The sequence below is a fragment of the Streptomyces sp. NPDC058469 genome, from assembly GCF_042721125.1.
Classification (GTDB): domain Bacteria; phylum Actinomycetota; class Actinomycetes; order Streptomycetales; family Streptomycetaceae; genus Streptomyces.
Map to the genome: position 1 here is coordinate 35,280 of NZ_JBHXME010000076.1, position 12,482 is coordinate 47,761.

Sequence of the window (12,482 nt, forward strand, 5' to 3'; positions counted from 1 at the left end):
GTCGGTCAATCACTACAGTTGTTCTCCCCGTAACACTGCCATGCCCTTCTTCATTCCGAGACACCCGTTCCGATCCGCGAGACGATCTCGTCCCAGTAGCCGGGCATGGTCTCCCAGGGGTCGGCGCGGCCGCCGTGATCGGTGCGGTCGGTGAAGTAGATGGTCGAGGCGCCCTGCCAGCGGGCGATGCGCAGCGCCTCGTCGAGATGACCGCGCGGGACGCCGTGCACGAAGTGGCAGAAGCGCTCGGGCGGGTAATCGGCGGTCCACTCGGCGACCTGCGACCAGCGGTAGTCGCTCCAGGGGCCGGAGAAGGTCACCAACTGGTCGGCGCACTCGGCGTATCCGGGGTACGGGTGGGTGCCGTGCCCCAGGACGATGTGGGCGCCGTCACGGATCTCACGGAGCGCGGTGACCGTGCGGCGGGCCTCGGGGAGCGCGGCCCGGTCGGTGGGGCAGCGGTCCAGGAGGTAGCCGTCGACCTGGTACCAGTCGCGATAGCGGTGCGCCTCGGAGATCAGGTCGCCGAAGGCGCGGGCGCCGTGGGCGGCGTCCAGGTGGCCGAGGACCCGGACGCCCGTGTTGCGGAGCCGCCCGGCCGCCTCCAGGCAGTGCGGGTCGGGGCGGGCGCCGGGGCCGGAGGAGACGTTGAGGACGACCCAGTGCAAGGGGGCGCCGGGGCGGGTGAGTTCGCCCCACTCGGTCGGGGCGACCAGGGGATGCGCGTAGCCGGGGATGCCGAAGCCGGTGCGGACGCCGGTGCTCGCGGTGCCCGGGGTCGTGCTGGTCAGATGCGGCATGCCGCCTCCATCCAGATGTCGGCGAGGGACTCTTCGAGGTTGATCCGGGGCCGCCAGCCGAGCCGGTCGCGCGCGGTGCGCACATCGGCCTGCTGCCAACTGCCGCAGCCGTCCGGGTACGGGTACGCGACCGGGGCCGCGTGGTCGGGGTCGGTGCGGGGGTGGCCGATGGCCGCCCTCAACGGGCCGGGCGGACCGTCGAGTTCGTGCAGGGCGCCGCCGTATCCGGCCACGCGGGCGAGGACGGCGGCGGCGTCGCGCAGCCGGATCGCGCGGCCCGAGCCGATGTTGATGACGCCCTGCGCGGCGGAGAGCGAGGCGGCGTGGACGGCGCGGGCCACGTCCCGTACGTCGACGAAGTCGCGTTGCGCGCCCAGGCCGCCGAGTTTGAGTTCGCCGTCGCCGGACTGCATGGCCCGGCGCATGGCTTCGGCGAGCCGGCCGAGCGGGGAACCGGCGGGGGTGCCGGGTCCGGCGGGTGAGAAGACGCGCAGCACCACGGCGTCGAGGCCGGAGCCCAGGACCAGTTCGGTGGCGGCGAGTTTGCTGACGCCGTACGGGCCGCCGGGGCGGGGTACGGCGTCCTCGGCCGTGGAGGAACCGGGCTGGCTGGGGCCGTACTCCGCGCCGCAGCCGATCTGCACGAGCCGGGCGCCGCAGCCGCTGCGGCGCAGGGCCTCGCAGACGGTGGCGACGGCGACGGTGTTGTGCCGGGTGAGTTCGCGGGCGCCGCCGCGGGTCGCGCCGGCGCAGTTGATGACGACTCCGGGGTGGACGGCGTCCAGGAAGCGGGTGAGCGCGCCGGGGCTGCCGGACGCGAGGTCGAAGCGGACGTCGGCGTCGTCGCCGCGGCCGAGCGCGGTGAGCTGGACGGCCGGGTCGGCGAGCAGGCGGTCGGCGACGAATCGGCCGAGGTAGCCGTTGGCTCCGGTCAGCAGGACCCTCATCGGACGGCTCCCGGGGCCGACTCTCCGGATCGGGAGGTGATCATCTGGTGTTCTCCTTCACAGGGTGATGCGGTTGCCTCCGGCGGTGGGGCCGGGCGCCTGCGGCTGGGTGACAGGTCTGGTCGGTGCGGGTCATGGCGTTGTCACCGCGGCTCGTTCGCCGGCGCGTGCGCGGAGGCTCTGGTCAGCGTGCGGGTGGTGTGGAACAGGAGGATCAGGGCGGCTGCTCCGCAGGCCAGAGCGGGGATGCCGCCGGGGCCCCAGGAGGCCAGGACGGTTTCCACGGGGGTGGCCAGGAAGCCGCAGCCGGGGAGCCGGCCGATGAGGTCCAGGGACAGGGCCGTCGCCTCCGTCGCGGCCGCCGCGCCGAGCGCGAGGGTCGGGGCGTGGGTGAAGCCGTGGACGGTGAGGAGGCGGGCGAGCAGCAACAGGGCGCCCAGGGTGATGGTCTGGGCGTACGCGGCGGGCTCGCCCAGGGCCGCGCCGCAGAGGGCGAGGAGGGCTGCCAGGGCGCACAGGAACAGGGCGAACGTGCCGAGCAGCAGCGGTCGTACGGAGTCGGCGAAGTCCTCAAGGCCACGGCTGGTCGCGAGCTTGCGCCGGGCGCGTACGGCGAAGTGGTGGGCGCACCAGGCCGCGGGGGCGCAGGCCAGGGTGAGGGCCAGGACCGGTGCGGTGGCCGTGGACCAGGCTCCCCCCGCGATGCCGGTCGGCAGGCCGTCGGGGCCACCGTCGTCCGCGGCGCGGAGCAGACCGTCGCCGAGGAGGGCGTAGGCCAGCAGCCAGTACGTCCACAGGCGTGTGCCCGGGGGCGTGCGCCACGCGTGCGTGCCGGGCGGGTTGCTCAACGGGCCGCGACCGAGGGCCATGCGCACAGCGAGCGCCACGGCGAGAACACCGACGACAGCCACCGTCAGCCGCAGCCGACCGTCCGTGAGCCGCACACCGGTCACCGCCGCGGCACAGAGCACTCCGGGCAGGAGGGCGAGTACGGCCCAACCGGCGCGGGGCGCTGGTTCCGCCACGGCGTCGGAGTGTGCGGCCGCCGCGTCGTCGCGGGGCACGCGTGCGTACATCTCCTCGGCGAGCGAGAACACGTCCCGGTGCCGGAACCGGGCGGCGGTCCGATCGGTGACACCGTGCGCCTCCAGTCCCGCGGCGATCTCCAAGGGGTCGACGGCCCGCTCGCACAGCTCGCGGTGACGGTGCATCAGCGCCTTCACGGGGTCGGCTGCACCGCGGCGGGTGGGGGCGGGCTTGCGGTCGGCTGCGCGGGGGGTGTGGTCGGGCGCCGTACGGGTGGGTGACGGCTCCGCGATGCCCGCGGGACGGGTGTCGGGACGGGCGATACGAGGAGCGGCGGACAAGGGGGCGGGGGCGATACGGGCGTCACCGGCCCCCGATTCACGCCGCCCGCTCGCGCCCCCCTGCTCCGGATTCCTCTCCCCCGGGTCCCGAACCCCCACCCCGCCCGGCACGTCGCCCGTCCCCTGCTCGCCCGGCACATCCCGCGCCGCCTCCTTCTCGCCTGGCACATCCCGCGCCCCCGACTCGCCCCGCACGTCTCCTCCCGTCTCCAACTCCTCCCGCTCCCCGAGCCACTCCTCCGACCGCGCGTCCCACGCCCCCGCGCTGCCAGGCGTCGCGGGGCGGTCGAGTTCGCCGAGGCCGCTCATCGGGCTGCCTCCGTCGTCGGCAGTGGCAACGCGGTCGGAGGTGTGGCGCGTACCGGTGCTCCCGTTGCCCAGGTGGGGCCGCCTCGGGCCACGACACGGGTCATCGGACCGGTCCAGCGGCCGAGGACGTGGGCCTCGGCGGGGGCTGCGAAGGGGAGGGGGTCGCCGGCCTCGTCGAGGACGACGCGGCGTACCGGGGAGTGCGAGACGATCTCCAGGTAAATGCTGTGAAATGCCGCGATGTTCTGCTCGACGGTGAACAGTTCGAGCGCTCGGGCGCGGGCGGCGGCGCCCAGGCGCTCACGGCGCTCGGGGTCGCGCAACAGGCTCACGCACGCCTCCGCGAGCGCCCGGGGATTGCGCGGGGGCACGACGAGACCCGTACCGCCGATGACCTCGACCACCGCGCCGACGTCCGTGGACACGGTCGCCCGGCCGCAGAACATGGCCTCGACCAGGCTGAGCGGGAAGCCCTCGACGACGCTGGAGAGGACGATCACCGTGCCGGCCGCGTACGCCTCGGCGAGCGTGGGGGCCTCCGGGCCGCCGATCTCCTCGAAGGACACCGGGTTGTCGCCGACCGCGTGCACACCCTCGGCCTCGTCGGGGAAGAGCTGTGCGGCCAGCGCCCGGCAGTGACCCAGGTAGGCCGCACCCTCGGCGCCGGCGGGCGCGCCGACGATCCGCAGGCGTGCCTTGGGCTCGTCCTTGCGGATCTCCGCGAAGGCGTGGAGCAGCGAGATCAGGTCCTTCGCGGGTTCGACCCGGCCGACCCACACCAGTGTGTCCGGGTCCGCGCCGTCGGGCGCCTCGCCGACCTCCGCGAAGCGGGACGCCTCCATGCCGGGGTAGACCGTGCGGAGTTTCGTACGGTCGGCGCCGCAGCGTTCCTGCCAGCGGCGGGTGTGGCTGTTGCCGGGGGTGATCAGCGTGGCCCGCCGGTAGATCTCGGCGGCCAGCCTGCCGTGGAAGGCGGAGAGCAGCGCCCGTACGGCGGGCGGCGCGTCCGCGGAGGCCAGGTAGTGCGTCCGCAACTGCACGCCGTACTCGGTCACGAGCAGGGGTACGCCGGCGAAGTGGCGGGCGAGCAGCCCTGGCAGGGCCGCGGTGCCGCCGGCCGTCGCGTGGCAGAGGTCCACGGAGCCGAGGGCGTCGTCCTCGTACCAGTCGAGCGAGAGGGGGCGCAGGGCGCGTTCCAACTGCGCGGCGACGGTGAGGAGTTCGGGGACGCGCGCCCCGCGTGCCGTGCGGAGTGCGCCGGGCGCACGACAGGCGCGTTCCAGCGCACGTACGGCGCTTTCGGAGCGCAGCGCGGCTACGAGTCCGCCCTCGTCGCGGGCGAGTTCCGCGAGCCCGTACAGCGCGTTGGCGAAACGGTCCGCCACATCGGCGGAGGACGCCCCCCGCTCACACGGCGCCCCTTCCGTCGAGGCCTGCCCGTCCCCCTCGCACAGCACGGCCGCCAGTTCCTCGTAGCACTCGCCGAACCGCCGGCGTGCGCGGCGCCCGAGGGTCACCCCGTCGTCCTCGGCGGTCCACAGCGGCGCGGTGCGCACCCGGCTGACCTGGGGCGGCAGTTCGAGCCAGCCCTCGACCTCCTGGCGCTCGCTGCGGCTGAGCGCGTAGATGTCGAACTCGTGCTGCCCGAGCCCGCGTACGAGCCGGTCGCACCAGAGTCTGGCGTCACCGCTCACATACGGATAGCCACCCTCCGTAAGCAGTCCTATGCGCACGGGCACACCCCCGATCTCCCATATGGGGAGCCGCCGTTGACCCGGCGGCTCGCAGCGGGACGAACGTATGCGGACAAGGCGGTGGCGCGACGGACGGTTGTCCATCGCGCCACCAAAAGGGGTGAACGGGCGTAACTTTCCCGTGCGGGCCGCGTTCCGTCGCGCTAAGAGATCAATCGCGCACGGAACGTCAGACCGCCGCCGTGCCGTCGCTACGGTGCCGTAGCGACGAGGCGGTCACGTCGCAGGGACGGCACCGTCCCGTCGTCGCGACGGGACCGTCACGCCGTCGCCAACTCCCGTCGGGCCGCCCTGCGTCGGGCCGCGACCTGGGGATCGAGGGCCGGTACGGCGGCCAGGAGCTGCTTCGTGTACGGGTCCCGGGGTGCGTCGTAGACCTCGTCGGCGGGACCTTGTTCAACGATCCTCCCGCGTCGCATCACCGCGACCCGGTCGCTGACCTGGCGGACGACGGCGAGGTCGTGGGCGACGAACACGAGCGCGAGGCCGAGTTCGCGCTGGAGTTCGCCGAGCAGGGCGACGACCTGGGCCTGTGTGGTGACGTCGAGCGCGGAGACCGGCTCGTCGCACACGATCACGCGCGGGTCGGCCGCGAGCGCTCGCGCGATGCCCACGCGCTGGCGCTGGCCGCCGCTGAACTCGTGCGGGTAGCGGTCGTAGTGCGCCCCTTCGAGCCCCACGCGCTCCAGCAGTTCGCGTACGCGCCCCCGGATGCTCTCCTCGTCGCGTTCTCCACGCGCGCGGAGCGGGTCGGCGATCGACTCGCCCACGCTGCGGCGGGGGTTGAGGGAGGAGACGGGGTCCTGGAAGACCATCTGGACGTCGGGGCGGACGCCGCCGCCGGGCTTGATCTCGCCGGCCGTCGGCTTCAGGAGCCCGACCAGCATCCGGCCGAGCGTCGTCTTGCCGCTGCCGCTCTCGCCCACGATGCCGAGGGTCTCGCCCCGGTGGACCGTCAGCGACACGTCGTCCACGGCCGCGAACGCCCGCTTCCCGCGCCCGAATTCACGCCGCAGGCCCGTCGCCTCCAGGACGACCTCCGCGGGCGCCGAGGACGCCTCCGAGAGGGCGCGCGGCGCGTCCACGCGCGGGACCGCGCCGAGCAGATCCCGGGTGTACGTCTCGGTGGGCGCCCCGAGGACGGTGCCCACCGGCCCGTGCTCGACGGCCCGCCCGTGCCGCATGACCAGGATCTCGTCGACGCTCTCGGCGGCGACACCCACGTCGTGCGTGACGAGCAGCAGCCCCAGGCCGGTCTCCTCGCGCAACGTGTGCAACAGGTCGAGGATCTGCGCCTGGACGGTCACGTCGAGCGCGGTCGTGGGCTCGTCGGCGATCAACAGGTCCGGTTCGCAGGCGAGCGCCATGGCGATGAGGGCGCGCTGCCGCATGCCGCCGCTGAACTCGTGCGGGCGCGAACGGGACCGCCGTACGGCGTCCGGAATTCCGACCCGGTCCAGTACGTCGACGGCACGCGCGCGTGCGGCCCGACGCGACACGCGCGTGTGCACGCGGTAGACCTCGGCTATCTGGTCGCCGATCGCGTAGTACGGGTCCAGGGACGACAGCGGGTCCTGGAAGACCATCGCGGCCTTCCCGCCGCGCAACAGCCGCAGGTCCGCGTCGGACGCCTCCTGTACGTCGATACCGGCCACGCGCACCGAGCCGCCGACGTCCGCCCCTGTGCCCCGGTGCAGCCCCAGCAGGGCCGAGGCGACCGTGGACTTGCCCGAGCCGGACTCGCCGACCAGGCCCAGCGCGGCGCCCTTCTCCAGCCGGAAGGAGAGGCCGTCGACGGCTCGCAGGGACCCGAACCCGACCGTCAGGTCGGTGACTTCCACCAGGACATCCACTGAGCTCATGCGAGGACCACCCGTCGGTCGGCCACCGCGTACAGCACGTCCGCGACGGCGTTGGCGATGACCACGAAGAAGCCGATGACCAGGACCATGCCGACGACCACCGGCAGGTCGACGACATTGACGGCGTGGACGAGTTCCTGTCCGATGCCGGGCAGTCCGAAGAGCGTCTCGGTGAGGACCGCGCCGCCGACCGCCGAGCCGACGTTGTTGGCGTTGAGCGCGATGATCGGCGCGACCGCCCCGCGCAGCGCGTGCCGCCCGATGATCGACCGTTCACCGACGCCGTACGCGCGGAAGGTGCGGATGTGGTCCTCGGCGAGCGTCTCCAGCATCGACGCCCGGGTGAGCCGGGCGAACGCGGCGGCCTCGATGAGGGCCAGGGAGAGCCAGGGCAACAGGAGGTTCCAGGCCCACTGTTCGGGGTCGTCGGTGAGGGCGACGTACTGCGGGAAGGGCAGCAGTTGCAGCTGCCCGCAGACGACGATCATCAGCACCAGGCCGATCACGAACACCGGGGTGGCGACGCCCGCGAGGGTGATGCCGGTCAGCAGGCGCTCGGTGAACCGGCCGCGCCGCCATGCGGACAGGACGCCGGTGCCGACACCCAGGATCAGCCACAGCACCATCGCGCCGAACACGAGCGACAGGCTGACCGGCAGCTTCGTCAGGATCAGCTTGGTGACCTGCTGGTCGCCCTGGTACGACAGCCCGAGGCAGGGCGCCGAGCAGTGCTCCACAGAGGTGCCCGTGGAGTAGTCCTGGCCGACGAGGATGCCCTGGAGGAAGTGCCAGTAGCGGAGGTACAACGGGTCGTCGAGCCTCAACTGCTGGGCAACTTGGTGCACTTGCTCCGGGGAGCAGCGCGGGCCGCAGGTGATCTGGGCGACGTTGCCCGGGGTGACGAAGAAGACCACGTAGACGATCACCGAGATGGCGAGCAGGGTGATCACGGTGCCGACGCCGCGGCGCAGGATGAACCCTCCGAAGCCGCTCATGACTTGGCCTCCTTGGTGCTCTCGCCCTTGATGCCCGCGCCCTTGGCGCTCGGGTCTGCCGCGGCCTTCTTGTTCACGTCCGCAGCCGTGGCCTTCTTGGAGCTCGCGTCCGCCTTGGCCTCGCGCTTGCGGCCCGTGCCGATGCGCAGGCGGGAGGCCGCGCGCGGGTCGAGGGCCGTGCGGATGCCGTCGCCCAGGACGGTCAGCGCCAGGACGGTGACGAAGAGGGCGCCGGCGGGCAGCAGCAGGTACTGCGGGGCGGCCTGGTACCAGACGTCGGCGGCGGTGAGCATCTGTCCCCAGGAGGGCGTCGGCGGCTTCACGCCGACGCCGAGGAAGGACAGCGCGGCCTCGGTGGAGATGTTGATCGGCACGAGGAGCGCCGCGTAGGTGATGACGGGTGCGGCCAGCCCGGGGAGCAGTTCGCGCCGGGCGATGCGCCAGGTGCCCCAGCCGCTGAGCCGGGCGGCGGAGACGTAGTCGAGCTCCTTCAGGGTGAGCGTCTGGGCGCGCACGATCTTCGCGATGTTGCCCCAGGCGATGAGCCCGATGACGAGCGCGACCAGCAGGGGCCGCGGGAAACTGCTGGGCACGATCGCCAGCAGGGCCAACGACATGATCATCAACGGCATCGCCACGATGATGTCGGTGATCCGGCTCAACAGTTGATCAACCCATCGGCTGCCGAGCGCGGCGGCGACACCGATCACGACCCCGATGGTGACCTGTACGACGGTCGCCCCGAGCGCGACGCCGAGCGAGACCCGGGCGCCGTACGCGAGACGGGCGAACAGGTCGCGGCCGGTCTGCGGTTCGACGCCGAGCCAGTGGTCGCCGGTGATGCCCCCGAAGGAGCCGGTCGGCACACCTCCGCGCGCGGAGTCGATGAGCGAGGGGTGGTAGGTGAAGGGGTCCTGGCCCTCGATCGCGGTGAGCAGCGGCGCGGCGAGCGCGACCAGGACGAGCAGGGCGACGACGACCGCCGCGACGAGGGCGGCGCGCTGCGCACGCAGCCGCCGCCAGAACTGACGGGCCCCCGAGGCCGCCGGGACGGAGATGCCCGTCCCGGCGGCCTGGGAGGCGACAAGTGCCTCGCTCATGGGGTTACTTGACCGCGACCTGGGAGATGTCCAGGACGCCGGTCCAGTCGCTGATCACGACGTTCTTGATGTCCTTGCCGACCAGTCGCTTGTAGACGGGGTGGAACAGCGGCACGGTCAGTGCCTGCTCGCCGATCTTCTTGTCCAGTGCACCCCACCGCTTGGCGGCCTCGTCAAGATTCGTCAACTTGTTGATCGAGTCAATCTCGGCATTGACCGACTTGTCATTGAGCAGGCCGGTGTTGAAGTTCGCGCCGTCCTTGACGATCTGGCGGCCGTCGAAGATCGGGGCGAGGAAGGGACCACCGGAGGGCCAGTCGGCACCCCAGTGGGCGAGGAAGAAGCCCGGCTCGGTCTTGACGCTGTGGATCTTGTCCTTGTAGTCGTTGATCTCCAGGCCCTGGAGCTTGACGGTGATGCCGGCCTTCTTGAGCGCGTCCTGGATCGCGGTCGCGATCTCGGGGCTGGTCTCGAAGTCCTTGTCGTTGGAGTGCGTCAGCGTGACGGTGATCCCCTTCGGGTAACCGGCCTCCTTCAGCAGCTCCTTGGCCTTCGCCGCGTTGCCGGACGCGCCCGCCGGGAAGAGGTCGTAGGGGTCGTACCCGAAGGACTTCTGGTTCGGCAGGAAGGTGGTCGCGGCCTCGGCCAGCGACGAACCGCCCGCCGCGTTCACCACCGACGACCGGTCGATGGCGTACGAGATCGCCTGCCGCACCTTGACGTTGTTGAACGGCGCGACCTTGGGGTTGAACGCGATGTAGTTCGTGTAACCGAAGTGCCCGGTGCCGACGCGCGCAGCGAGTTCCTTGTCGCCGGTCACCTTGGCGAGCTCGGCAGGACCGAGGTTGGTGTCGGTGGTGACAGCGGCGGCGTCCGCACCCTGGGACGACGACAGCCGCTGGTTGATCACGGACGAGTCGAGCCCCGACTTCACGTCGATCTTGTCCGGGTAGGCCTTGCGCTCGGCGTCCGTGGCCGTGGACCAGTACCTGTTGCGCTCCAGGACGATCGTCTCACCGTCGTTCTGGTTGCTGACGACCTTGTACGGGCCGGACGAGACCGGGTGCTCCTCGTACTTCGTCCCCGTGTCCTTCCCCTTCGGGACGGGCGTGAACTGCGTCTGCGTGGCGAGGTAGGGGAACTCGCCCTCGGGCTTGTTCAGGTGGAAGACGATGGTCCGGCTGTCAGGAGTCTCAATGGCGCTGAGCCCCTTCTTGTCCTTGTACGGCCCCTGGTAGTCGGCCGCGCCGACCAGCCAGTCCCGCAAGTAGGGCGCGCCGCCGGAGAGTTCGGGGGCGAAGGAGCGCTCGATGCCGTACTTGATGTCGGCCGAGGTGATCGCGGTGCCGTCCTCGTACTTGAGGCCCTTCTTCAGGGTGTACGTCCACACGGTCGCGTTCTCGCTCGGGCGCCCGGTGTCGGTGGCGAGGTCCGGGACGACCTTGGCGCCGGCCGCGCCGTTCTCGCGGTTGCGGGTGGTGAGCGTACGGAAGACGAGGGAGGGGACGTTGCCGCCGCCGGAGGTGTACAGGCGCGCCGGGTCGAAGTCCTCCTGGGGCTGCGAGTTCAGGACCGTGAGCGTGCCGCCCTTGTGCGGCGTGGAGTCGCCACCGGAGCCCTTGGCATCGTTGTCCTTCGGCCCGCAGGCGGCGGCGCCCGCCGCCACGGCCAGGCTGACGGATGCCACGGCCACGCGCCGGGCTATGACGGACGGTTGACGCATCGGAATGACGACCTCTCGGGGGACTTTCGAGGATCTCTCTCAGATCTCTCGAATAGTGAGACGGATGGACGAGGAGTGAGACGGAAGGGAACAGCCGTCTGCCCCGGCGTCAGGTCGTCGAAAAAGCCCTGCCAAGGTCACACGGGCAAGGGCGTGGTGGTGCGGGTCGCGACACGAACGCCAGGGGCGGTGTTCAGCGACAGAGGATGTCGGCCACACAGAGCGGGGTCACGCCGATGAGCGCCAGCTCGATGGCGGCGCGGTTCGCGACATGACTAGACCACATGCCAAAAAATATGATGGAAGTTGCGGCTCATGTCAATGTGACATAAGCGTCGCCTGTCAACTGCCCGGGTACGGCCAGGGGTTCGCCAGGCAGTGGATCCCGTCGTGATCGAGGAACTTGGTCTGCTGCTGCATGACCGGCGCCAACTCGCCGTCCTTGTCGCAGGTGACGTGCCCGTAGCCGAGACGATGACCGACTTCATGGTTGATCAACATCTGTCGATACGTGTACATCTTGTCCCCATACGTTGACGACCCCTGCGCCCATCGATACGCATTGATCATCACGCGTTCGGTGGCCGCCGAGTCGCACGACACATTGTCCTCGGTGGTGTCCAGCCCGGACTTGGCACACCACGTGGCAGTAGTACCAGGGCTGGCGAGGGTGATCACGAAGTCCGGTTTGCCCGTGTAGATGCGCTCGAAGGTACGGGCGCCGTTGTGGGCCCAACTCCGCTTGTCGTTCAGCGTCTTCTGCACGGCCTGCGCGAAGAGCGTCCCGTCGAGCCCGAGCCCCTGCTCCACGTCCACGCGGTACGTGTACTTGCGCCCCTTCCCGGGCGCCTTGTCGACACCGGGCACCGCGTCGAACTTGTCCGGCCCCTTGAGCTTGGCGCCGAGCGGGTACTTCTCGGCCATCTTCTGGGCATACGTCAGGGTCACCAGGCGCGGAGAACTCGACGGGCTTGCCTGCGGCGAGGCCGTCCCTCTCGCGTCCCGGGCCCGGTCGGTGGCCGCCTGCGACCGCACTCCGTCGCTGTCACCGTCCTTGGCGACCTGCCCGGCCACGATGACGGCCAGCACGGTGGTGACGGCGGCGGCCGCGATACCGGTGTACGTCCGTCCCTTACGGCCCTTGGCGGGCTCGGGATCGAGGTCGACAGGAGGCGTGTCCTCGGCTTCGGTGTCGCTCTCGGGGGTCCAGTCGGTGACGGAGCCGTACGGGTCGGAGGGGTGCGTCGCGACACCGGTCCGGGGCGCGAGGACGTCGTCGTCCCCGTCTCCTTCGAAGGCGTCGACGTAATCCTGCCGGGGCCCACGACCGCCCTGCCCGCGTCGCCGAGAGCCGGCTTGAGGGGCCTGGCGCTGCCGGGGTATGGGCAACCCCGGTCCCGAACCGGAGGGCGTACCGGCGGCGGTCTGGTGCACACCGGACGCGCCGGGGATACCAGGTGAACCGGGCACACCGGACGCACCTTGAGAAGCGCCGAGGGGCCCACGCGGCCCGCCGGGCTCCCCACCGGTCCGCCCTCTCAACTCACCCCATCCACCCCCGGATTCAGGCTGCTCGGGATGACCGGCACGCGCGCGTGGAGTGCCATCAGACGAGCGGGGGACAC

10 protein-coding genes are annotated in these 12,482 nt (G+C 71.5%); all 10 read right to left on the bottom strand.

The genetic code is table 11. The features are described 5' to 3' along the window. Positions 1–50: 50 nt before the first annotated feature. Entirely contained in the window at positions 51–800 is a 750-nt protein-coding gene (locus ACFWP5_RS28705) for a spherulation-specific family 4 protein (protein ID WP_384162526.1), read from the bottom strand. Beyond that, entirely contained in the window at positions 788–1,747 is a 960-nt protein-coding gene (locus ACFWP5_RS28710) for an NAD-dependent epimerase/dehydratase family protein (RefSeq protein WP_384162529.1), read from the bottom strand. The genes ACFWP5_RS28705 and ACFWP5_RS28710 overlap by 13 nt, the downstream gene beginning before the upstream one ends. Positions 1,748–1,890: 143 nt before the next feature. After that, positions 1,891–3,423, bottom strand: a complete 1,533-nt coding sequence (locus ACFWP5_RS28715; protein WP_384162532.1) for a hypothetical protein — start codon at positions 3,421–3,423, stop codon at positions 1,891–1,893. Further along, positions 3,420–5,156, bottom strand: coding sequence for a DUF3492 domain-containing protein (locus ACFWP5_RS28720; RefSeq protein WP_384162547.1), 1,737 nt, complete (start codon positions 5,154–5,156; stop codon positions 3,420–3,422). The genes ACFWP5_RS28715 and ACFWP5_RS28720 overlap by 4 nt, the downstream gene beginning before the upstream one ends. Before the next feature lie 281 nt (positions 5,157–5,437). Beyond that, complete coding sequence (locus ACFWP5_RS28725) at positions 5,438–7,039, bottom strand: dipeptide ABC transporter ATP-binding protein (RefSeq protein ID WP_384162535.1); 1,602 nt, start codon at positions 7,037–7,039, stop codon at positions 5,438–5,440. Then, positions 7,036–8,034: an ABC transporter permease gene (locus ACFWP5_RS28730; RefSeq protein ID WP_384162537.1), complete on the bottom strand. Its 999-nt coding sequence runs from the start codon at positions 8,032–8,034 to the stop codon at positions 7,036–7,038. Before ACFWP5_RS28730 ends, ACFWP5_RS28725 begins: the two co-directional genes overlap by 4 nt. After that, positions 8,031–9,134 (bottom strand): ABC transporter permease, encoded by a 1,104-nt coding sequence (locus ACFWP5_RS28735; RefSeq protein WP_384162540.1) that lies wholly within the window; start codon positions 9,132–9,134, stop codon positions 8,031–8,033. The genes ACFWP5_RS28730 and ACFWP5_RS28735 overlap by 4 nt, the downstream gene beginning before the upstream one ends. Positions 9,135–9,138: 4 nt before the next feature. Then, positions 9,139–10,857, bottom strand: coding sequence for an ABC transporter substrate-binding protein (locus ACFWP5_RS28740; protein WP_384162543.1), 1,719 nt, complete (start codon positions 10,855–10,857; stop codon positions 9,139–9,141). A gap of 193 nt (positions 10,858–11,050) precedes the next feature. Beyond that, positions 11,051–11,143, bottom strand: a complete 93-nt coding sequence (locus ACFWP5_RS28745; protein ID WP_317886218.1) for an Ms4533A family Cys-rich leader peptide — start codon at positions 11,141–11,143, stop codon at positions 11,051–11,053. A gap of 56 nt (positions 11,144–11,199) precedes the next feature. Beyond that, positions 11,200–12,291, bottom strand: coding sequence for a DUF3152 domain-containing protein (locus ACFWP5_RS28750; RefSeq protein WP_384162550.1), 1,092 nt, complete (start codon positions 12,289–12,291; stop codon positions 11,200–11,202). Positions 12,292–12,482 lie beyond the last annotated feature (191 nt).

Coding starts and splice junctions, on each gene's coding strand:
- ACFWP5_RS28745 (WP_317886218.1), bottom strand. CDS start 11,143: ATGTGGTCTAGTCATGTCGCGAACCGCGCCGCCATCGAGCTGGCGCTC.
- ACFWP5_RS28715 (WP_384162532.1), bottom strand. CDS start 3,423: ATGAGCGGCCTCGGCGAACTCGACCGCCCCGCGACGCCTGGCAGCGCG.
- ACFWP5_RS28735 (WP_384162540.1), bottom strand. CDS start 9,134: ATGAGCGAGGCACTTGTCGCCTCCCAGGCCGCCGGGACGGGCATCTCC.
- ACFWP5_RS28725 (WP_384162535.1), bottom strand. CDS start 7,039: ATGAGCTCAGTGGATGTCCTGGTGGAAGTCACCGACCTGACGGTCGGG.
- ACFWP5_RS28710 (WP_384162529.1), bottom strand. CDS start 1,747: ATGAGGGTCCTGCTGACCGGAGCCAACGGCTACCTCGGCCGATTCGTC.
- ACFWP5_RS28730 (WP_384162537.1), bottom strand. CDS start 8,034: ATGAGCGGCTTCGGAGGGTTCATCCTGCGCCGCGGCGTCGGCACCGTG.
- ACFWP5_RS28740 (WP_384162543.1), bottom strand. CDS start 10,857: ATGCGTCAACCGTCCGTCATAGCCCGGCGCGTGGCCGTGGCATCCGTC.
- ACFWP5_RS28705 (WP_384162526.1), bottom strand. CDS start 800: ATGCCGCATCTGACCAGCACGACCCCGGGCACCGCGAGCACCGGCGTC.